Here is a 20,956-nt window from a genome sequence, read left to right on the forward strand (position 1 = left end):
GCCTTGCCCGCGCATGGCCGTCGCCAGGGATGGCAGGCCTTGTAATGACCTGGATCTGCTAGCCAAGCGAGCCGAGCTGTTATCATCGCCGGCATTTCTCTGCTTCGGTGCGTCAGATGTCCACTCGCGAAATCCGCATTGCCACCCGTAAAAGCGCCTTGGCCCTGTGGCAGGCCGAATACGTCAAAGCGCGCCTGGAACAGGCGCATCCCGGTCTCATCGTGTCCCTGGTGCCGATGGTCAGCCGTGGCGACAAGCTGCTCGACGCGCCACTGGCGAAGATCGGCGGCAAGGGGCTTTTCGTCAAGGAGCTGGAAACCGCCCTGCTCGACAACGAGGCCGACATCGCCGTCCATTCGATGAAGGACGTGCCCATGGACTTCCCCGAGGGCCTGGGTTTGTATTGCATCTGCGAACGCGAAGACCCGCGCGATGCCTTCGTTTCCAACACCTTCGACAGCCTTGATGTGCTGCCGGCCGGGAGCATCGTCGGCACGTCCAGCCTGCGCCGGCAGGCGCAGTTGCTGGCCCGTCGCCCAGACCTGGAGATCCGTTTCCTGCGCGGCAACGTCAACACGCGCCTGGCCAAGCTCGATGCCGGAGAGTACGACGCGATCATCCTGGCGGCAGCGGGGCTGATTCGCCTGGGCTTCGAAGCACGTATCACCTCCAGCATCGGCATCGACGACAGCCTTCCGGCGGGTGGCCAGGGCGCAGTGGGCATCGAGTGCCGCAGTGCCGACCGGGAAATCCATGCGCTGCTGGCGCCGCTCGACCATGCCGACACGGCGGATCGGGTCAAGGCCGAGCGGGCGATGAACAAGCGTCTGAACGGTGGCTGCCAGGTGCCGATCGCCTGCTACGCCGTGCTCGAGGGCGATGACCTGTGGCTGCGCGGGCTGGTGGGCCAGCCCAGCGGCAGGACGTTGCTGGTGGCCGATGCCCGCGCGCCGCGCGCCGAGGCTGAACGCCTGGGTGTGCAGGTGGCCGAGGCACTGCTGGCGCAGGGCGCCGAGGCGATCCTCAAGGACGTCTACGGCGAGGCCGGTCATCCGTGAGCAACTGGCGCCTGCTGCTGACTCGGCCTGCCGAGGAATGCGCGGCGGTGGCGCAGGTGCTGAGCGCATCGGGTATTGCCAGCAGCAGCCTGCCGTTGTTGGCGATCGCGCCTGTCGCCCTGGACGCTGCCGCGCGGCAGCGACTGGACGCTATCGGTAGCTATCAGGCGATCATCGTCGTGAGCAAGCCGGCTGCGCGCCTGCTGCTGGATCGGCTCGCCGACGCCGCGCTCGCCGCGCCGCGCCACGGCTGGTTCAGCGTGGGCGAAGCCACGGCCCGGGTGCTCCAGGCCGCGGGTCTGCAGGTGACTTACCCTACAGCCGGCGATGATAGCGAGGCCTTGCTCGGTGTGTCCGTCCTGCGCGAGGCTATCGCGGTTCCTACAGCACGTGTCCTGATCGTCCGTGGCAAGGGAGGTCGCGAACTGCTGGCCGAGCGTCTTGGTGAGCAAGGTGCTAGTGTCGATTATCTGGAACTGTATGAACGTCGCCTGCCGGATCATCCGCCAGGCAGCCTGCTGCAACGGATCGAAGCGGAACGCCTGAACGGGCTGGTGGTCAGCAGTGGGCAGGGTTTCGAACATCTGCAGCGGCTCGCTGGCGCCCAGTGGCCCCGCGTTGCGCAGATGCCCCTGTTCGTGCCGAGCCCGCGGGTCGCCGAGCAGGCCAGGGCAGCAGGTGCCCAACAGGTTGTGGATTGCCGTGGCGCCAGTGCCACGGCTTTGCTGGCAGCCGTGCAGCGCAGCGCTGCACCTGCCTCTTAAGGCGCCCAGCGCAGAGCGACGGCGCCCCCATGCAAAGGATGGATACGTGAGCGAGACTGTCTTGTCCAACAACGAACAACCCACGGCGGCCGAGGCGCCGCACACCCCCGTCGAGCAGCCGGCCAAGCGGGCTGGCAACGGCCTGGCCATGCTGGCGCTGCTGTTTGGCGCGGCCGGTCTGGGCGTTGGCGGTTGGGGCGCATGGCAGGTGCATCAGTTGCAAGGCAACGAGCAGGGCCAGGGCGAGCATATCGAGGCGCTGAACCAGCGCGCCGAGGCGTTGCAGCAGCGTCAGCAACAACTGGGCTCGCAGCTCGCCGGCCTGCCGGCAGCCAGTGAACTGGAAGACCGCCGGCGTCTGGTAGCGCAGTTGCAGGGCGACCAGCAGCGGCTGAGTCAGCGCCTGGAAACGGTGTTGGGCGAAAGCCGCAAGGAATGGCGGCTGGCCGAGGCCGAACATCTGCTGCGCCTGGCCACCCTGCGTCTGTCAGCCTTGCAGGACATCACCAGCGCCACGGCACTGGTCGAGGGCGCCGACGAGATTCTGCGCGAGCAGAGCGATCCTGGTGTGTTCGCCGCGCGTGAGCAATTGGCGCGCAGCCTGGCGACCCTGCAAAGCACCCAGCAACCTGACCGAACCGGCCTGTTCCTCAAGCTCGCCGCGCAGCGCGAGCAGGTCCAGCAACTCAGCGCCCTGGCGCCGGAGTTCGACAGCGATGCCAACGCGGTTGGTGCGCTGACCGAAGACGGCGACTTCAGCACCCGTCTGTCGAACTGGTGGGCGGAAATTTCCAAATACTTCCAAGTCGACTTCAATGCCGACCAGAACGTGCGTCCGCTGCTGGCCGGGCAGTCGCTCAGCCAGGTGCGCCTGGCGTTGAGCCTGACCCTCGAACAGGCCCAGTGGGCCGCGCTCAACGGTCAGGACAAGGTGTACACCCGTGCCCTGGACGATGCCCGCAGCGTGCTGCTGGCCAACTTCAATGTCGACAATCCGCAGAGCAAGGCCATGCTCGACAGCCTCAACGCCCTGGCCGAACAGCCGGTGTCGGTGCAGGTTCCCGATCTGGCTGAAAGCCTGGCGGCGGTGCAGGCCTACATCCAGCGCCGGCACCTGCCGGCCGAGGGTGAGGGGGCCAAGCCATGAAGCGTGTTTACCTGCTGGCCGTGCTGGCAATCGTCGTTGCGGCGGGGCTGGGCGTGGCCATCGCCAAGCACAGTGGCTACGTGTTGATCGCCTACGGGGGCTTCCGTTATCAGTCGGGCTTATGGGCGGCGCTGGCGGCGTTGGTAGTGTTCGTGCTGGCCCTGCTGCTGCTGCGTTATCTGGTGGGGCTGGTGCTGACATCCAGCGGCGTGGTCAACCCATGGTCGCGACGCAACCGTCGCCGTCGTGTGCGCATCGCCATCGAGCAGGGGCAGTTGGACCTGGCCGAGGGGCGCTGGGCCAGTGCTCAGCGTCACCTGCACCGTGCCGCCGAGGCCGAGCGTCAGCCGCTGTTGTATTACCTCGGTGCGGCGCGCGCCGCCAACGAGCAGGGGCGAACCGAGGACAGTGACAATTTGCTCGAACGCGCCTTGGAGCGTCAGCCCCAGGCTGAGCTGGCCATTGCGCTGACCCATGCGCAACTGCAGATGGACCGCGGCGATACCGACGGTGCGCTGGATACCCTGCTGGTGATGCAGGAGCGCCATCCGCACAACGTCCAGGTGCTGCGTTTGCTGCAGCGTCTGCACCGCGAGCGCGGCGACTGGCCTGCGTTGATTCGCCTGCTGCCCGACTTGCGCAAGGGCAAGGTGCTGCCGGCCCCAGAGCTGGCCGAACTGGAACAGCGTGCCTGGGGGCAGAACCTGAGCCTGGCCGCCACGCGGGGTGAAGATCCACAGGCGGCGCGTCAGTCGCTGGAGCGTGCCTGGCAGCAACTGACCTCGGCCCAGCGCCATGAACCGCAGTTGGTACTGGCCTATGCCGAGCAACTGCGTCAGGTGGGCGCCCAAGGGGAGGCGGAGCAGGTGCTGCGCAGCGCCTTGAAGCGTCAGTATGAAAGCCACTTGGCGCGTCTGTACGGGCTGGTACGCGGTGACGATCCATTGCGCCAGTTGCAGACCGCCGAAGGCTGGCTCAAGGACCACCCGCAGGACCCGAGCTTGCTGCTGACCCTCGGTCGTCTGAGCCAGCAGAACCGCCTCTGGGGCAAAGCTCGCGACTACTTCGAGAGCAGTCTGCGCATGCAACGCAACCCGGAAACCTGTGCCGAGTTGGCGCGACTGTTGGCAGGGCTGGGCGAGACCGAGCGCAGCAATCAATTGTTCCAGGAGGGTCTGGGGCTGCTCGACGAGCGCCTGCTGGCCCTGCCGTTGCCTGAGGCGGTCCAGACCTGAGCGGCGTCTGTGTGCCGAGCCGCGTGATTCTGCTGCGTGGCCCGGCATCGCCTATGCCTTGATCGGGTGCCGCTGGGCACCCTGACCGCTGCGGTATTTACGGCCTATTTCAATCAGGCGGGTCAGACGCTACTTCATTGTCATTACGGCCTAGGATTCTTCCTACCGACATCAGAAATCTTTCCCTTCCAATGAACGACTTCTTCCCTCTGTAGCAACTTGAAACAGCGGTCCTCTTTCCTCTACCGTTTTAAACCACTCCGAACACCATGGGATTCGCATCGGTCATGTCGCAGGTTCGCTCGCGCCCTCTGTTCTTCTTAGGCTTGCTCGGCTCGGTGCTGGCCTTGGCGGCAGCGTTCGTCCTTGAGAACTGGCTGGGGTTGGTGCCGTGCCCGCTGTGCCTGAGCCAGCGTTTGCTGCTAGCGCTCTACGGCGTCATCTGTGTGTGCGCTGTCCTGCACGCACCGGGGCTCAAAGGCGCCCGCGCCTATGCGTCGATAGCAATGGTTGTGGCCACTCTCGGCCTGGCCTTGGCCGCCCGGCATGTCTGGTTACAGGGCGAGTGGCCGACCGTCTCGGCCGAACCGTTCGAGCATACCTTCCAGCGCTCCTGGGCGCAGGCGCTGGCGCGCTTGTTGGTTGGTAACTCCGAGTGCGTGTCGATCAGTTGGAGCTTCCTCGACCTCACCCTTCCAGAATGGAGCTTGCTGGCGTTCCTGGCGCTGGCGGCACTGCCCTGCTGGCATCTGTTGGCGTGGTGCCGACGCATGCCGGGCAAGGGTTGATCTGGGGCAAGCGCACGACCAGCGGCTCGGGCCAAGGCTATCGAACGCTTGTATGAACTTAGTCCACTGCGTACCTTGATGGGCAGCACGTGCGGGAATAATCTGCCCTGCACACATACCTAAATCACACGGTTCGATGCCGTTGCGCTGATTTCACCGCTGTGTCGCCCGATCGAGGCGCCGGGTGCAGCTGCATCTGCCCAGCTAGGGAAGAGACTGCCATGCTCGATAGTTGCCAGAACGCCCAGGAACGGTGGGGCGGGGTCCACAAGCTGATCGACCGTTGGCTCAAGGAGCGTCACGAACTGGTGCAGGCGTTCTACGCCTTGCGTGACGCCAAGCCTGCCTTCGCCGACAAGGACAAGAATCGCGACTTTTGCGCGGCGCTGGTCGACTATGTATCGGCGTGGCACTTCGAGATCAGCGAGCAACTGGTCAGCGAAGCCAAGGCCTTTGGCGACACCCGCGGCCTTGAACTCGCCACCCAGATCAACCCGCGCATCGATGACAGCACTCAGATCGCCCTGGCGTTCAACGATCACTGCGAGAAAGGCGAGTGCACCGATCCGGAGCGATTCGCCGAGAAGCTGGGCAAGCTGGGCGGGCTGTTGCATGAGCGCTTCGAGCTGGAAGACTGCCTGATCGAAGTGTTGCACACCGCGCACAAGGTCGAGGGCGCGGTGCAGGCCTGAGTCAGTCGCCCACCGCCAGCAGTTCGATCTCGAAGACCAGTGGGGTGTAAGGCGCGATCAGGTCGCCCGCCCCGTCGGCCCCGTAGGCCTGCGCCGAAGGGATCACTACTCGCCATTTGGCGCCGGTCTTCATCTGCGGTAGCGCCACCTGCCATCCCGCGATGACCGAATCCAGGCTGAACCATTGCGGCTGCTGGCTCTGATCGAACACCGAGCCGTCCGGCAACTTCCCGACATAACGAACCTGCACCCTGCCGCCGGCCTTGGGCTGTGCGCCGCTGCCGCTGGCCAGTTCGCTGTAAAGCACACCCTCGCTTAACTCATGCACGCCGGCGCGCCCTCGCTCGGTGGCCATGAAGCGCTTCTCGGCGGCCAGCAACTGGTCGGTGTGGGCCTGTGCGCCGGCCGCTGCCGCCTGTTCTTCATGCTGTTGCAGGATGGCTTGCATGCGTGACTTCTCGATACGCGGCGGTTGACCTTGATAGGCCTGGCGCAGCCCTTCGACCAGGGCGTCGAGTTGCAGGTCGGGCATTTCCTGGCGCAGGCGCTCGCCCAGGCTGGCGCCCAGGCTGTAGGCCAGGTCCTGGTCATTGGGCGGCGACGTGGGCGTGGCGGCGATGGCCGAGAAGGCCAGCGCGCTCAGCAGCAATATCGAAAGACGGTGCACGGGCGACTCCTGCGGCGTTGAGGGCGAAGTATGTCAGTCTTTCCCAGTGGCCGGGAGGCCGCCATTATCCAACAGCCACACGACGGCGGCAGACCGGCGCAGATGCACGTTTCAAACTGTGCCCGAACATGCAACGCGTCGCCGAGAATACTGTCAACATGGCCTAGCGGCGTTAGCAGCAGAAGCATAGTATGAGCCGCACTCTCGTCAGCCAGGAGGTAAGCCATGTCGGCCAAGAAGAAGCCCGTTAGTACGCCGTTGCACCTGCTCCAGCAACTTTCCGGTAGCCTGCTCGAACATCTGGAAGAGGCTTGCTCGCAAGCGCTGGCGGATGCGGAGAAACTGCTCGCCAAGTTGGAAAAACAACGCGGTAAAGCGCAGGAGAAACTGCACAACGCCCGTCTGAAGTTGCAGGACGCTGCCCAGGCTGGCAAAGCCAAGGCCCAAGGGAAGGCCCAAGGCGCCATCGGTGAATTGGAAGCGCTGCTCGATTCGCTGAAAGAGCGTCAGACCCAAACGCGCACCTATATTCAGCAACTCAAGCGCGATGCCCAGGACAGCCTGAAACTGGCGCAGGGCGTCGGTAAGGTCCGCGAGGCGGCCGGCAAGGCGCTGGATCAGCGTGCCGCCGCCAAACCCGCCGCCAAAGCAGCGTCCAAACCTGCCGCTAAGCCGGCTGGCAAGGCTGCAGCCAAGCCAGCAGCGAAGGCTCCCGCCACCAAGGCGGCCAAGGCACCTGCGGCCAAGCCTGCTGCGAAGACTCCGGTGAAGTCCGCCGCCGCCAAGCCGGCTGCTGCCAAAACCCCGGCCAAAGCGACTCCTGCCAAATCGACCGCGGCCAAGCCTACTGCCGCCAAGCCCGTCGCCGCCAAGCCTGCAGCGGCCAAAGCGCCGAGCAAAGCAACTGCCGCCAAGCCCACCGCTGCGAAACCTGCTGCTGCCAAACCTGCCGCCGCCAAGGCTTCGACCGCCAAGCCTGCAACCGCGAAGCCTGCGGCCAAGCCAGCCGCTGCGCGCGTCGCTCGCAAACCGGCGGCGGCCAAGCCGGCAGCCAAGCCCGCTGCCGCCAAGCCAGCCGACACTGCCGCATCGTCGTCCAACTCGGCAACCCCTGCCGCGGCTCCTGTGGCCAACGGCAACGCTCAGTCGTCCTCTTCGGCCTCCTGAAGCGCAGCGGCCGCGGCGCGCAATTGATGCAGCGCGTCGTGGTCGTGGGTCGGCGCCGGCGCCAGCCGTTGCAGCCAATCATCGGCGTGTCCGTGTGGACTCGCCGACCACCCGCAGGTAATGCCCTGCAAGCGCTCCAGCACGGCGCGCTCAGCCTCCAGTTCCAACCTCTTCACCTGTTCGCGTAGCGCCGCCAACGCAGCGTCCTGCGCCGCCTGCCCGCGCCACGCCTGACGCAACGCCCGCAGCGGCGCCACCACGTCGCGTTGCCACGGCCCGCTGACCGCCAGCAACGCCTCCACCCGCTGCGGCTCTGCCGCCACGCCCCGCGCTTGCAACCAGGTGGCGCACAGCAGCAGGCAGACATCGCCGCCCAGCGACTGCAAGGCAAGACAGGCGTGCTCGACGCCTGGCCGGGCATACAAGGCCCGCGCGTGATCCCATAGATCGGTGTGCATTGGTTCGACTCGCGTCAGTGATCGAGCGCCCTGTGTGGGCCACCCGGAAGCTGATAGACTCCGCGACCATCATGATCAGACTATCTAACCTCACTTTACAGCGTGGTCCGCAGCGCTTGCTAGAAGGCGCCGAGATGACCCTGCACACCGGTCACAAGGCCGGCCTCATCGGCGCCAACGGTGCTGGCAAATCCAGCCTGTTCGCTTTGCTGCGCGGCGAGCTGTCGCCGGACGCCGGCGACTGCCAGATCCCCGCCGACTGGCGCATCGCCCACATGCGCCAGGAAGTCGATACCCTCGACCGCCTGGCCGTAGACTACGTGCTCGATGGCGACCTGCGCCTGCGCAAGGTCCAGGCCGACCTGGCTGCCGCCGAGCACGCCCACGACGGCACCGCGCTGGCGCGCTTGCACAGTGAGCTGGACAGCGCCGACGGCTACACCGCCGACGCCCGTGCGCGCAAGCTGCTGGCCGGGCTGGGCTTCACCAGCGCACAGATGGATCGGCGCGTCGGCGACTTCTCCGGTGGCTGGCGCATGCGCCTGAACCTGGCCCAGGCGCTGATGTGCCCCTCCGACCTGCTGCTGCTCGACGAGCCCACCAACCACCTGGACCTCGATGCCATCCTTTGGCTAGAAGACTGGCTCAAGGGCTATCCGGGCACGCTGCTGCTGATCTCCCACGACCGCGACTTCCTCGATGCCGTGGTCGACCACGTGCTGCACGTTGAGCAGCGCAAGCTGAACCTGTACAAAGGAGGCTACAGCGCCTTCGAACGCACCCGTGCCGAGCGTCTGGCGCAGCAGCAACAGGCCTACGAGAAGCAGCAGGCGCAGCGCGCGCACATGGAAAAGTACATCGCCCGGTTCAAGGCCCAGGCCACCAAGGCACGTCAGGCGCAGAGCCGGATCAAGGCCCTGGAGCGCATGGAGGAACTGTCGGCGGCGCATGTCGATTCGCCATTCGACTTCGTCTTCCGCGAAGCGCAGAAAATCTCCAGTCCGCTGCTCGACCTGTCCGAAGGTCGGCTGGGCTATGGCGACAAGACCATCCTGGAGACGGTCAAGCTGCAGCTCACTCCCGGCGCGCGCATCGGCCTGCTCGGCCCTAACGGCGCGGGCAAGTCCACCCTGATCAAGAACCTGGCCGGCGAGCTGGCGCCGCTGGGCGGTCGCCTGGCGCGCGGCGAGAACCTGGCAGTGGGCTACTTCGCCCAGCACCAGCTCGACTCGCTGGACGACAAGGCCAGCCCGCTGCTGCACCTGCAACGTCTGGCGCCGAGCGAGCGCGAGCAGACCTTGCGCGATTTTCTCGGCGGCTTCGATTTTCGCGGCGATCGCATCGACGAGCCGGTGCTCAACTTCTCCGGTGGCGAAAAAGCCCGGCTGGCCTTGGCGCTGATCGCCTGGGAGCGGCCGAACCTGCTGCTGCTCGACGAGCCGACCAACCACCTCGACCTGGAAATGCGCCTGGCGCTGACCATGGCCTTGCAGGAGTTCGCCGGTGCCGTGGTGGTGGTCTCCCACGACCGTCATCTGCTCAAGAGCACCACCGATGATTTCCTGCTGGTGGCCGACGGCAAGGTCCAGCCTTTCGACGGCGACCTGGACGACTACAGCCGCTGGCTGATCGACTATCGCCAGCGCACCGCGCCGGTCAGCAGCACCCCGGTCAACCCGGACAAGACCGACAAGAAGGCCCAGCGCCAGGCCGCCGCCGCACTGCGTCAGCAACTGGCGCCGCACAAGAAAGCGGCCGACAAGCTGGAAACCGAACTGGGCCAGGTGCACACGGAACTGGCGCAGATCGAGACGGCCTTGGGCGATGCCGAACTTTACGAAGCGGCGCGCAAGGACGAGCTGCGCGAGTTGCTGGCGCGTCAGAGCAGCCTCAAGCAACGTGAAGGCGAGCTGGAAGAAGCGTGGATGCTGGCGCTGGAAACCCTGGAGAGCATGCAGGCGGAGCTCGAAGCGCTGTCCTGAGCGGCGCTGCTGCGTGGGCATTCGCGCGAAAACCACTGGTGCTTTTTTGGCCAGGATCGTAGCTTAACGTTTTGCAACATTAGCGCGAGTGAGGTGTGCGATGTCGATGGAGACCTGGTTGGCGTTCTTCGCTGCGTGCTGGGTGATCAGCCTGTCGCCGGGCGCCGGGGCGATCGCCTCGATGTCCAGTGGGCTGCAATACGGTTTCTGGCGCGGCTACTGGAACGCGCTGGGCCTGCAACTGGGCCTGATCGTGCAGATCGCCATCATCGCCGCCGGGGTGGGCGCCATCCTCGCCGCCTCGGCCACCGCGTTCCAGGTGATCAAATGGTTCGGCGTCGCCTACCTGGTGTATCTGGCTTATCGCCAGTGGCGGGCCTTGCCGATGGACCTCACCGACCCCTCGGCGGTGCGCCCCATCGGCAAGCCGCTGAGCCTGGTGTTCCGGGGCTTCCTGGTCAACGTCAGCAACCCCAAGGCGCTGGTGTTCATGCTGGCGGTCCTGCCGCAGTTCATCGACCCGCACGCACCGTTGCTGCCCCAGTACCTGACCATCACCGTCACCATGATCAGCGTCGACCTGCTGGTAATGGCCGGTTATACCGGCCTGGCCTCGCGGGTGCTGCGCCTGATGCGCACGCCCCGGCAGCAGAAGCGCCTGAACCGCACCTTCGCCGGGCTGTTCATCGGTGCCGCGACCTTCCTCGCCACCCTGCGCCGCGCGCCTTTGTAGGCGGCGCGGCGTTTTTTCCAGCGGATTGGCGCATCGGATCGAGTCAGTGCGGCCTGCGAGCTGTCTAGAGGTAGGCACCCCTTAGACCTACCCGGAGGTACGCACCATGGACGCACCGACTCACGAGTTCTCGGAAATCTTCAAGCAGATGGGCCTGGACGACGATCCTGTCGAGATCGACCGCTTCATCACCACCCATTCCCCGCTGGACGACGACGTCAAACTGGTGGACGCGCCGTTCTGGAGCGACTCGCAGCGCGCCTTCCTCAAGGAAAACTACATCGCCGATTCCGACTGGATCGTCATGATCGACCAGCTCAACGAGGCGCTGCACAAGCCCAAGGCCTGAGGCGTCACTCGCCGCGGATGTACTGCTCCAGTTGCAGGATCAGGTTGGCCTGCTCGGCGATGGTTTCCTTGACCAGGTCACCGATCGACAGCAGGCCCAGCAACTTGCCGTTGTCCACCACCGGCAAGTGGCGCAGGTGCCGGTTGGTCATCAGGTTCATGCAGTATTCCAGGTTGTGCTTGGGTTCCACGGTGACCACCGGCGCGCTCATGATCTCGCGCACTGGCGTGACCGCCGACGAGCGGCCTTTGAGCACCAGCTTGCGCGCATAATCGCGCTCGCTGACGATACCCACCACTTGATCGCCTTCCACCACCGGCAGCGCCCCGATATTCACTTCCGCCAGGCGCTTGAGTGCGTCGAGCACCGAATCGTCAGGGCCGATGGTGTAGACGGTCTGATGCTGGGATTTGCTCTTGAGGATGTGTTCGACGTTCTTCATGGCGGCCTCGGCAGTGGAAAAAACGCTGTCCTGGAAAGCCTCAAGCATCCAAGACCGCGCGTGGCCGGGCAATGCAGGAAACGGCATGGAGCCGATTGAAAAACGTCATTGGCGGGAAAAATCCGAGGGCTGGCAGGCAGCCCTCGGCAGGCGTCGCTAGAGCGTGGGCATCTGCCCGATGCGCGCGACCATTTCACTGACCACCTGCAGGTCGAGCATGAACTGCTCTACGGTCTTGAACTCGTTGTCGTTGTGACCGGTGTACTTCACGCCGGGCATGGCCAGACCGAACTGGACACCGTTGGGTAGGTTATGCACCGAGGTAGCACCGGCGGAGGTGCCGAACTCATGGGGCAGGCCGAGGTTCTGGCTGGCAACGTCGAGCAGCGCCTTCACCCACGCGCCTTCGGGGTTGCGGTACATCGGCTCGTCGAGGCTGTAGTCGAAGGCCACGGCGGTGTGCGTGTCGTTCGACCAGGCACCGAGCTTGCTGCCCAGCTCGTCCTTGAGGGTCTGGATTGACTTGCCCTTGGGAATGCGCAGGTTCACCGCCAGCTTCAGGCCCTTGTCGTCCACGCCAACGAACGTCGGCGAGGCGGTCAGCGGCCCCATGAAGTCGTCTTTGAAGCCGATGCCCAGCTTGCTGCCCAGGTAGTCCAGGCCCCAGTTGTCGGCGGCGTAGCGCGCAGCGTCGGTGAAGTGGTTGCGCTTGAGCGGCACGCGTTCGCCCAGGCCGTTGAGGAAGTCGAGCATGCGCGCCACCGGGTTGACCCCCGACTGCGGCGAGGAGGAGTGCGCAGACACGCCGGTTACGGTCAGGATCACGTGCTTGCCGGACACCACGCTGTCGATCCGGAAGTCCTTGCCGTGAGCCTTGCGATAATCGGTGCCGGCCTTTTTCAGGCGTCGGGCCAGGTCCACCGGGTGGTCGCCGACCAAGGTCGCCACTGAGGTGGTGGGAATCTGGTTGGTGGCCAGGCCGCCAGTGAGGTTGATCACTTCCGCGCCTTTGCCTTCGCCCGCGCGCTTGGCGAAGCTGGCCATCACCGTGCCGTAGCCTTTCTCGGCGATGACCACCGGATAGCCGCCGTCCAGGGCCAGGTTGTAGTCCGGCGTGGCGTTGTGGGCGAAGTAATAAGGAATCGCGTCGCCGGAGGTTTCTTCGGTGGTGTCGATCAGCAGCTTGAACTGGCGCGCCAGCGGCAGCTTCTCGTCCTTGGCCACTTTCAACGCATAGAGCGCGACGACGATGCCGTTCTTGTCATCCTCGGTGCCGCGCCCGTACATGCGATCGCCCACCAGGGTGACCTTGAACGGGTCCAGGCGAGTACCGTTTTCCAGCTTCCAGTTGTCCGGGTTCACCGGCACCACGTCGGCGTGGGCGTGCAGGCCGACCACTTCCTTGCCTTCGCCGAGGGTGATTTCGTAGACGCGGTTGTCGACGTTGCGGAAGGCCAGGCCAAAGCCTTCGGCCAGCGCCTGGATCTTCGCGGCGATCTTGTGGAACTGCGGGTTGTCGTGCTGCGCCACGCCCTCGACCTGGAAGGTCGGAATCTCGACCAGCTCGCGCAGCGTCTCGGTGGCCGCCTTGCCGTACTTGATGCGGGTATAGAGGCCCAGCAGACGGTTGATCTCGTTTTGCTGCTCGGCATTCAGTGACGTGCCGGCCTGATAGGCCTGGAGGGTCTGTTCGAGCCCATCGGTCTTGGCCAGCTCATGCGTGGCCACCTGGCCGATGAACTGCTTGAAGTCGGCCGGCTCGCTGCCGTCGTAGGCTTTGAGGATGGCGGCGGATTGTTGCGGGCTGAGATTGGCGTGGGCCGGCACGCTGAGCAGGGCGAGGCTGGCCAGCAGCAGGGAGGCGGCAGAGAACTTGGGCAAGGGCATGATCGAGCGCATTCCTTCGCGAAGGGTTTAAAGGGCACGTGCAAAAGTAGGAACGTGCCCACGCTACCATCAATGGCGGTGGTGAGGGGAGGGGCGCGGGAGGGTGGCGCAGGAACGAAAAAGCCCCGGGAGATTCCCAGGGCTTTTGGAGATGGCGCACTCGGCGGGATTCGAACCCACGACCCCTGCCTTCGGAGGGCAGTACTCTATCCAGCTGAGCTACGAGTGCAATGCGGGCGCCATGATACCGGTCTGTGTCGATGGCGTCCATCGCCTTGATCTCTGACAGGTTTTCCCGCAGCGCCCGGTTGGCCATCGAGCTGAATGAAACGTTTGAGTTCATCGTATTAAGGACGATCTCCGGATCGTAGCCATAAGCACCCATCCAGGGACGGTTTCACGCGCCTATCGCATTTGCGTCAACCCGCTCGTTTAACCTGCAGGCAGTGTTGCCGTTGGCAAGCTCGTCGCTCCACCTCCGGCCCGTGAACTTCCCGACTGGACGCCACTCACCGCATTTGCCCATTCGTTCTTTTTTTCGAACAGGCTATTGTCCAACACCCCAGCAGCCGCTTAGCATTCGTTTGAGATTTCAAACGCTCGATGCCCATATCGAACACCGATTCGACCGGGTGCCAGCATCCATGACGGTCGCCTTAGCCGGCGCCTGAAGCACAATCAACCATTCGCGCCGTGCGTGTACGGTGCGGTCAAGGGAAGCCGACATGCAGCTCAAAGACGCTCAGTTGTTCCGCCAGCAGGCCTTCATCAACGGTGAGTGGCTGGACGCGGACAGCGGTCAGACCATCCAGGTGACCAACCCGGCCACGGGCGATGTCATCGGCAGCGTGCCGAAGATGGGCGCTGCGGAAACCCGCCGCGCCATCGAAGCCGCCGACAAGGCCCTGCCGGCCTGGCGCGCGCTGACGGCCAAGGAGCGTTCGGCCAAGCTGCGTCGCTGGTTCGAGCTGATGATCGAGCACCAGGACGACCTGGCCCGCCTGATGACCACCGAACAAGGCAAACCGCTGGCCGAAGCCAAGGGCGAGATCGCTTACGCGGCGTCGTTCATCGAGTGGTTCGCCGAAGAAGCCAAGCGCGTCTACGGCGACACGATTCCTGGCCACCAGCCGGACAAGCGCCTGATCGTCATCAAGCAGCCGATCGGCGTCACCGCCGCCATCACCCCGTGGAACTTCCCGGCGGCGATGATCACCCGTAAAGCCGGCCCGGCCCTGGCCGCTGGCTGCACCATGGTGCTCAAGCCCGCCTCGCAGACCCCGTACTCCGCCCTGGCCCTGGTCGAACTGGCCACCCGCGCCGGCATCCCGGCGGGCGTGTTGAGCGTGGTCACCGGCAGCGCCGGCGAAGTCGGCGGCGAGCTGACCGGCAACGCGCTGGTGCGCAAACTGTCGTTCACCGGCTCGACCGAAATCGGTCGCCAACTGATGGAAGAATGCGCCAAGGACATCAAGAAAGTGTCCCTGGAGCTGGGCGGCAACGCGCCATTCATCGTGTTCGACGATGCCGACCTGGACAAGGCGGTCGAAGGCGCGATCATCTCCAAGTACCGCAACAACGGTCAGACCTGCGTCTGCGCCAACCGCCTCTACGTGCAGGACGGCGTGTATGACGCCTTCGCCGAGAAGCTCAAGGCGGCGGTCGCCAAGCTCAAGATCGGCAATGGCCTGGAAGACGGCACCACCACCGGCCCGCTGATCGACCACAAGGCCGTGGCCAAGGTCCAGGAACACATTGAAGACGCCGTGTCCAAAGGCGCCAAGGTGCTGTCCGGCGGCAAGCTGATCGAAGGCAACTTCTTCGAGCCGACCATTCTGGTGGACGTGCCCAAGCACGCGGCCGTCGCCAAGGAAGAAACCTTCGGCCCGCTGGCCCCGCTGTTCCGCTTCAAGGACGAGGCCGAAGTCATCGCCCTGTCCAACGACACCGAGTTCGGCCTGGCCTCCTACTTCTATGCCCGCGACATGAGCCGCGTGTTCCGCGTCGCCGAGGCGCTGGAGTACGGCATGGTCGGCATCAACACCGGCCTGATCTCCAACGAAGTCGCGCCGTTCGGTGGCATCAAGGCCTCGGGCCTGGGCCGCGAAGGTTCCAAGTACGGCATCGAGGACTACCTCGAAATCAAATACCTGTGCATCAGCGTCTGATGCGCTAAGGGATTTACCTCGCCAGCGGGGCGCGAGAGCGACGTCCCGCTGGTTTTTTTGACAGCGCAGTACCTGGTGGCCGGGGCGTGCGCGGCAGTCGATCAACGAATACTGTCCGCCGTCCGCCTAGCCACCCCCGAATAACAGCGCCGTAAGCCTCGGCGCGAATGAGGGCATTATGAGCAAGACCAACGAATCCTTGATGCAACGCCGTGTCGCCGCCGTCCCACGTGGCGTCGGCCAGATTCACCCGATCTTCGTCGAGTCGGCGAAGAACTCCACGGTGATCGACGTCGAAGGCCGCGAACTGATCGACTTCGCCGGCGGCATCGCAGTGCTCAACACCGGCCACCTGCACCCGAAAGTGGTCGCAGCCGTCCAGGAGCAGCTGACCAAGGTCAGCCACACCTGCTTCCAGGTGCTGGCTTATGAGCCCTACGTCGAGTTGGCCGAGAAGATCAACAGCCTGGTGCCGGGCGACTTCGCCAAGAAAACCCTGCTGGTCACCTCCGGCTCCGAAGCCGTGGAAAACGCCGTCAAGATCGCCCGCGCCGCCACCGGCCGTGCGGGCGTGATCGCTTTCACCGGCGGCTACCACGGCCGTACCATGATGACCCTGGGCCTGACCGGCAAAGTCGTGCCGTACTCGGCTGGCATGGGCCTGATGCCCGGCGGCATCTTCCGCGCCCTGTTCCCGAGCGAACTGCACGGCGTGAGCGTCGATGACGCCATCGCCTCGGTCGAGCGCATCTTCAAGAACGACGCCGAGCCGCGCGACATCGCCGCGATCATCCTCGAGCCGGTACAGGGCGAAGGCGGTTTCCTGCCGGCGCCGAAAGAACTGATGCAGCGTCTGCGCGCCCTGTGCGACCAGCACGGCATCCTGCTGATCGCCGACGAAGTGCAGACCGGCGCTGGCCGTACTGGCACCTTCTTCGCCATGGAGCAGATGGGCGTCGCGCCTGACCTGACCACCTTCGCCAAATCCATCGCTGGCGGCTTCCCGCTGGCCGGTGTGTGCGGCAAGGCCGAGTACATGGATGCCATCGCCCCAGGCGGTCTGGGCGGCACCTACGCGGGTTCGCCGATCGCCTGCGCCGCGGCCCTGGCCGTCATCCAGGTGTTCGAGGAAGAGAAACTGCTGGAGCGCAGCAAGGCCGTCGGCGAGCGCCTGACCGCTGGCCTGCGTGAAATCCAGCAGAAGCACCCGATCATCGGCGACGTCCGTGGGCTGGGTTCGATGATCGCCGTGGAAGTGTTCGAGAAGGGCACCCACACGCCGAACGCCGCAGCCGTGGCACAAGTCGTGGCCAAGGCGCGCGACAAAGGCCTGATCCTGCTGTCCTGTGGCACCTACGGCAACGTCCTGCGCATCCTGGTGCCGCTGACCGCCGAAGACGCGCTGCTGGACAAAGGCCTGGCCATCATCGAAGCGTGCTTCGCCGAACTGGCGTAATTCACGGCTTCGTTGGAAAAACCCGCTTCGGCGGGTTTTTTTATGCCCAAGTCCGGCTGGTGGCGCTATGGTGTCCAGATGATGTTTCCGGAAGCTGCGAAGGATCGTGCGTCACTGATTGCCAGGAGTTGCCCATGAATGCTGCAGATCCCCTTCCACCGCGCGTGTTGATCGCTGAAAGCGACCCCTGGGTTCGCGACATGCTGCGCGAGATGCTGCTGAGCGTGCGCTGCGACGCGCGCCTGGAAGTCTGCGCCGACGGCTCCCAGGCGCTGAGCGCTTTGGACAGCATGCCCGACCTGATCATCGCCGCCCGCGAGCTGGTGGGCCTCGATGGCCTCGATCTGCTGCGCAGGGTGCGTGGCCGGCGCGAACAGGCCGCGCTGCCGTTCATTCTCATGAGCGAACGCAACGACAGCGCCAGCGTCAAGGAAGCGCTACCGCTGCACCCTACCGCTTACCTGAGCAAGCCGCTGAACCTGGACAACCTGCGCAAGCGTCTGGAAAACCTGCTGCTGGAAGTGGGCGAGCAGATCGCCTGCCCGGTGCCGCCGCTGCAGCCCGGCGCTCGCCTGCCGGCGTTCCTCGAACAACGCCGCGCCAGCGCCGACGGCGGTCCGCTGCTCGCGGACGTGCAGGCGGCGGTCAAGCGTGCGCTGAGCCCGCAGGGCCTGGACCTGCGCGTGCTGGAGGAAGACATCCGCAACGATCCGCAGATCACCGCCGTGCTCATCGCCGCCGCCAACAGCGCCGCCCTGCACCGCGAGAAGCCGGTGCAGACGCTGCTTCAGGCGCTCAACCAATTGGGCAGCACCCAGAGCATGAACCTGGTGCTGGGGCTGACCCTCAAACGCAGCGCGCGCCTGAGCGATCCGCTGCTGACCCACCACGCGGCGCATTACTGGAACCTCTCGCTGCGCACCGCCGACTACGGCCGCACCCTGGCGCAACAGCTCGACCTCGACCCGGAGCGCTGCTACTGCGCCGGCCTGCTGCATTGCCTGGGCGATCTGGCGGTGCTGCGCACCTTGCAGGAGTGGCGGCTGGCCGGGGGCGAGCTGGACGAAGATCAGGTGCAACTGTCGCTCAACGAATTCGGCGCGCCGTTCGGCTCGGCCTTGCGCACCCGCTGGCGCCTGCCGCTGGACCTGCGCGAACTGATCGCAGCTATCTACCAATTGGGCGGCGGTGTGTATTCGCGGGAGATCCTGGCGATGAACCTGGCCGGGCAACTGTCGCGCCTGCCGGCTTCGCAGAACAACGCCAAGGTCGCCAGCAGCAAGACCGCGCGCCTGCTCAAGCTCGGCCTGCCGGAGCTCAACCGTCTGCGCGAGCCGCCTGCGGCACCGGCCGTTGAGGCCGTCCCGGACGCGCCTCTGACCGAACAAGCGACCGATTCAGAACCCGCGTCGCAACCGCCAGCGGTGTCAGGCGAGGAGACGGACACGCCCCCCACCGCCTGATCCGCCCAGCGCTGATGAACGCACGACGAAATACGCCGTGCGTTTCGCGATCCCGTTCACAGATTCGCGCTTTGTAGGACTATTCCTGCGAACGGTCGCAACTTTCCGGCTAATTCCCCGTCTCAACGCTCGGCTGACCGCGCTTCATTCCTTCCCTGCGCGGCGCCCCTTCTTACCTGATCTTCGGCCCACAAGGATGTGCCATGCTGCCACTCGCCCGTCGTTCGGCGTTGGTTGCGCGCGTCTCGCGCGTCACCGCTGCTCACTGCCTGTCATCCGCCTGGCTATTGCTCGCGGGCCTGCTCGCCACTCAGACGTCCGTGGCGGCCGGTCCCGAAGAAGAACTGCAGCGCCAGCGTGAGCGTGAGCGGGTGCTGCGCGAGCAACTCGATACCCGCCCCGACGTGCGCCTGGAAGCGGCGCCTGCCGAGGGCGCCACCGGGCGCCTGCCGCAAAACGAAACCCCGTGCTTTCGCATTGAGCAGATCCGCCTGATCGGCGACGCCGCCGAGCAGTTTCAGTGGGCCTTGCGCGCGGCTAATCCCGCGCATGATCCGGCGCTGGGCCAGTGCCTGGGGGCAGGCGGTCTGAACCTGACCATGAAGCGCGTGCAGAACGCGATCATCGAGAAAGGCTTCGTCACCACCCGCGTGCTCGCCGAAGCCCAGGACCTCAACAGCGGCATCCTGGTCTTGACCCTATTGCCCGGACGCATCGGCCAGATTCGCTTCGACGCCGCCACCAGCCGCCGCGCCAATGCCTGGAACGCGCTGCCGGCCCGGCCGGGCGACCTGCTCAACCTGCGCGACATCGAGCAGGGCCTGGAGAACTTCAAGCGTGTGCCCACCGCCGATGCCGACATCCGCATCGCCCCGGCCAGCGCTCAGGACGCCAAGCCCGGTGAAAGCGATGTGATCATTGCCTGGCGCCAGCGCTTCCCGGCCCGCCTGAGCCTGTCGGTGGACAACAGCGGCAGCAAGACCACCGGCAAGTACCAGGGCGCCGTGGCCTTGTCGCTGGACAACCCGCTGTCGCTCAACGACCTGTTCTACGCCAGCTTCAACCACGACCTGGGCGGCGGCGAGTCCGGCAGCAAGGGCACCAAGGGCCACACCCTGCATTACTCGGTGCCGTTCGGTTATTGGCAGTTGGCCTTCACTACCAGCGAGTACGACTATCACCAGACCGTCGCGGGCGTGAACCAGAACTTCAGCTACCGGGGCGAAAGCCGCAATAACGAGTTGCGCCTGTCGCGCCTGGTGTACCGCGATGCAGTGCGCAAGACCACGCTATGGAGCAGCCTGTGGACGCGCTCGTCGGACAACTTCATCGACGACACGCAGATCGAGCAGCAGCACCGGCGCATGGCCGGCTGGCAGGCCGGTGTCGGTCACCGCGAATTCATCGGCGCCTCCACGCTCGACCTGGGCCTGAGCTATCGACGCGGCACCGGCGCGCACGGCGCCCTGGCCGCACCCGAAGAAGCCTTCGGCGATGGCAGCGCGCGCGCCAAGATCATCCTCGCCGACGCCCAACTGCAAGTGCCGTTCACCGTCCAGGACCAGCGCCTGCGCTACATCGGCGCCTGGCGCGCACAGTGGAACCGTACCGAACTGGTGCCCCAGGACCGTTTCACCATCGGCACCCGTTACTCGGTGCGCGGCTTCGATGGCGAGAACATTCTCTCCGGCGACCGTGGCTGGACCCTGAGCAACGAACTGGGCCTGGCCTTGGGCAACAGCGGCCAGGAAGCCTACGCCGGTATCGACTATGGCGAAGTGGGTGGTAACGCCGCCGACTACCTGGTGGGCCGCCGCCTGGCCGGCGCGGTGGTCGGCGTGCGCGGCGGCTACCGCAACCTGACCTACGACTGGTCATGGGGCACGCCGCTGAAAAAACCTGACGGCTTCGACACCGCCCACTTCACCAGCGCCTTCACGGTCGCCCTGTCGTTCTGAGGTCACGCCATGCGTCTGGACACGTTCGAGATCACCGCCCCGGCCGTCTTTGACGAGCCGTGGAACGAGGCCACGGTGCTGGGTTGCGCCACCTGGTTGTGGATGCAGTCCGAGGCGCACCGCGATGCGCCGCTGCACACCCTGTCGAGCCTGCTGCTGCCGGCGCTCAAGCAGCGCCAGTTCGTGCTCGGCAGCGAGCACGGCAAACCCGTGTTCTACCTGTCGTGGCTGAGCCTGAGCGAGGAGGCCGAACGGCGCTACCTGACCCGCTCCCCGGTGGAAATGGACCCGGACGACTGGCACAGCGGCGAGCGCCTCTGGGTCAACGACTGGATCGCCCCGTTTGGCCACACGGCGGTGCTCAGCCGCCTGCTGCTCAGCCGCGTGTTTCCCGACCGCTGCGCCCGCGCGCTGTATCACAAGGGCGAGCAGCGCGGTTTGAAGATCAAGACATTTCACGGCATCGGCGTGATCCCCGAACAGGCGCGCGCCTGGTTCGCCGCTCATCCACTGGCCACCGGCGCCTGAGTCGCCAGCAAAGG

At 65.4% G+C, this 20,956-nt stretch carries 19 protein-coding genes and 1 tRNA gene; 15 read left to right on the forward strand and 5 right to left on the reverse strand.

Annotation, left to right across the window (positions count from 1 at the left end):
• Nucleotides 1-116 precede the first annotated feature (116 nt).
• The 6 genes from hemC (at nucleotide 117) to rsd (ending at nucleotide 5,684) form a co-directional block, all read left to right on the forward strand.
• Nucleotides 117-1,058 carry a hydroxymethylbilane synthase gene (hemC, locus tag GKC70_RS01225; protein WP_342650208.1) on the forward strand — a complete coding sequence of 314 codons (942 nt, stop codon included), beginning with the start codon at nucleotides 117-119 and terminating at the stop codon, nucleotides 1,056-1,058.
• Nucleotides 1,055-1,822, forward strand: a complete 768-nt coding sequence (locus tag GKC70_RS01230; RefSeq protein WP_342650209.1) for a uroporphyrinogen-III synthase — start codon at nucleotides 1,055-1,057, stop codon at nucleotides 1,820-1,822. The genes hemC and GKC70_RS01230 overlap by 4 nt, the downstream gene beginning before the upstream one ends.
• 46 nt (nucleotides 1,823-1,868) lie before the next feature.
• Nucleotides 1,869-2,969, forward strand: coding sequence for a uroporphyrinogen-III C-methyltransferase (locus tag GKC70_RS01235; protein ID WP_342650210.1), 1,101 nt, complete (start codon nucleotides 1,869-1,871; stop codon nucleotides 2,967-2,969).
• Nucleotides 2,966-4,204 (forward strand): heme biosynthesis protein HemY, encoded by a 1,239-nt coding sequence (locus GKC70_RS01240; RefSeq protein WP_342650211.1) that lies wholly within the window; start codon nucleotides 2,966-2,968, stop codon nucleotides 4,202-4,204. The genes GKC70_RS01235 and GKC70_RS01240 overlap by 4 nt, the downstream gene beginning before the upstream one ends.
• A 287-nt stretch (nucleotides 4,205-4,491) precedes the next feature.
• On the forward strand, nucleotides 4,492-4,992 hold the full coding sequence (locus GKC70_RS01245) for a disulfide bond formation protein B (RefSeq protein WP_342650212.1): 501 nt from the start codon (nucleotides 4,492-4,494) through the stop codon (nucleotides 4,990-4,992).
• A gap of 221 nt (nucleotides 4,993-5,213) precedes the next feature.
• Complete coding sequence (rsd, locus tag GKC70_RS01250) at nucleotides 5,214-5,684, forward strand: sigma D regulator (RefSeq protein ID WP_295481254.1); 471 nt, start codon at nucleotides 5,214-5,216, stop codon at nucleotides 5,682-5,684.
• A gap of 1 nt (nucleotide 5,685) precedes the next feature.
• Here rsd and GKC70_RS01255 read toward each other — a convergent pair whose 3' ends face one another.
• The gene (locus tag GKC70_RS01255; RefSeq protein ID WP_342651575.1) at nucleotides 5,686-6,327 is read right to left on the reverse strand and encodes an FKBP-type peptidyl-prolyl cis-trans isomerase; all 642 of its coding nucleotides are present in this window, start codon (nucleotides 6,325-6,327) and stop codon (nucleotides 5,686-5,688) included.
• Nucleotides 6,328-6,576: 249 nt separating this feature from the next.
• On the opposite strand from GKC70_RS01255, the gene GKC70_RS01260 reads away from it, so the two are divergent.
• Nucleotides 6,577-7,518, forward strand: a complete 942-nt coding sequence (locus GKC70_RS01260; RefSeq protein ID WP_342650213.1) for an AlgP family protein — start codon at nucleotides 6,577-6,579, stop codon at nucleotides 7,516-7,518.
• On the opposite strand, the gene GKC70_RS01265 is transcribed toward GKC70_RS01260, so the two are convergent.
• Nucleotides 7,494-7,976: a TIGR02444 family protein gene (locus GKC70_RS01265; RefSeq protein WP_342650214.1), complete on the reverse strand. Its 483-nt coding sequence runs from the start codon at nucleotides 7,974-7,976 to the stop codon at nucleotides 7,494-7,496. The two genes, GKC70_RS01260 and GKC70_RS01265, sit on opposite strands and share 25 nt — an antisense overlap.
• A gap of 71 nt (nucleotides 7,977-8,047) precedes the next feature.
• Between GKC70_RS01265 and GKC70_RS01270 the strand changes: the two genes are divergently transcribed.
• The 3 genes from GKC70_RS01270 to GKC70_RS01280 all read left to right on the forward strand — a co-directional run bounded on the left by GKC70_RS01270 (nucleotide 8,048) and on the right by GKC70_RS01280 (nucleotide 11,040).
• On the forward strand, nucleotides 8,048-9,958 hold the full coding sequence (locus tag GKC70_RS01270; RefSeq protein ID WP_342650215.1) for an ATP-binding cassette domain-containing protein: 1,911 nt from the start codon (nucleotides 8,048-8,050) through the stop codon (nucleotides 9,956-9,958).
• 100 nt (nucleotides 9,959-10,058) lie between these two features.
• Nucleotides 10,059-10,691 carry a LysE family transporter gene (locus GKC70_RS01275; RefSeq protein WP_295481251.1) on the forward strand — a complete coding sequence of 211 codons (633 nt, stop codon included), beginning with the start codon at nucleotides 10,059-10,061 and terminating at the stop codon, nucleotides 10,689-10,691.
• 106 nt (nucleotides 10,692-10,797) lie between these two features.
• The gene (locus GKC70_RS01280) at nucleotides 10,798-11,040 is read left to right on the forward strand and encodes a DUF2789 domain-containing protein (RefSeq protein WP_116889720.1); all 243 of its coding nucleotides are present in this window, start codon (nucleotides 10,798-10,800) and stop codon (nucleotides 11,038-11,040) included.
• A 4-nt stretch (nucleotides 11,041-11,044) separates the two neighbouring features.
• On the opposite strand, the gene GKC70_RS01285 is transcribed toward GKC70_RS01280, so the two are convergent.
• From GKC70_RS01285 to GKC70_RS01295, 3 genes are all read right to left on the reverse strand, one after another.
• Nucleotides 11,045-11,482, reverse strand: a complete 438-nt coding sequence (locus tag GKC70_RS01285; protein WP_342651576.1) for a CBS domain-containing protein — start codon at nucleotides 11,480-11,482, stop codon at nucleotides 11,045-11,047.
• A 156-nt stretch (nucleotides 11,483-11,638) separates the two neighbouring features.
• Entirely contained in the window at nucleotides 11,639-13,369 is a 1,731-nt protein-coding gene (locus GKC70_RS01290; RefSeq protein ID WP_342650216.1) for a dipeptidase, read from the reverse strand.
• Between the two features lie 152 nt (nucleotides 13,370-13,521).
• A tRNA-Arg gene (locus GKC70_RS01295) sits at nucleotides 13,522-13,598 on the reverse strand.
• A gap of 496 nt (nucleotides 13,599-14,094) precedes the next feature.
• Between GKC70_RS01295 and gabD the strand changes: the two genes are divergently transcribed.
• The 5 genes from gabD (at nucleotide 14,095) to GKC70_RS01320 (ending at nucleotide 20,942) form a co-directional block, all read left to right on the forward strand.
• Nucleotides 14,095-15,537 (forward strand): NADP-dependent succinate-semialdehyde dehydrogenase, encoded by a 1,443-nt coding sequence (gene gabD, locus GKC70_RS01300; protein ID WP_039581491.1) that lies wholly within the window; start codon nucleotides 14,095-14,097, stop codon nucleotides 15,535-15,537.
• A 178-nt stretch (nucleotides 15,538-15,715) separates the two neighbouring features.
• Entirely contained in the window at nucleotides 15,716-16,993 is a 1,278-nt protein-coding gene (gene gabT / locus GKC70_RS01305) for a 4-aminobutyrate--2-oxoglutarate transaminase (protein WP_116889714.1), read from the forward strand.
• A gap of 134 nt (nucleotides 16,994-17,127) precedes the next feature.
• Entirely contained in the window at nucleotides 17,128-18,456 is a 1,329-nt protein-coding gene (locus GKC70_RS01310; RefSeq protein ID WP_342650217.1) for an HDOD domain-containing protein, read from the forward strand.
• A gap of 203 nt (nucleotides 18,457-18,659) precedes the next feature.
• The gene (locus GKC70_RS01315) at nucleotides 18,660-20,414 is read left to right on the forward strand and encodes a ShlB/FhaC/HecB family hemolysin secretion/activation protein (protein WP_342650218.1); all 1,755 of its coding nucleotides are present in this window, start codon (nucleotides 18,660-18,662) and stop codon (nucleotides 20,412-20,414) included.
• Nucleotides 20,415-20,423: 9 nt separating this feature from the next.
• The gene (locus GKC70_RS01320; protein WP_029614153.1) at nucleotides 20,424-20,942 is read left to right on the forward strand and encodes a toxin-activating lysine-acyltransferase; all 519 of its coding nucleotides are present in this window, start codon (nucleotides 20,424-20,426) and stop codon (nucleotides 20,940-20,942) included.
• Nucleotides 20,943-20,956: the final 14 nt, after the last annotated feature.

The sequence above is a fragment of the Pseudomonas sp. REB1044 genome (genome assembly GCF_038813925.1).
Classification (GTDB): domain Bacteria; phylum Pseudomonadota; class Gammaproteobacteria; order Pseudomonadales; family Pseudomonadaceae; genus Aquipseudomonas; species Aquipseudomonas boreofloridensis.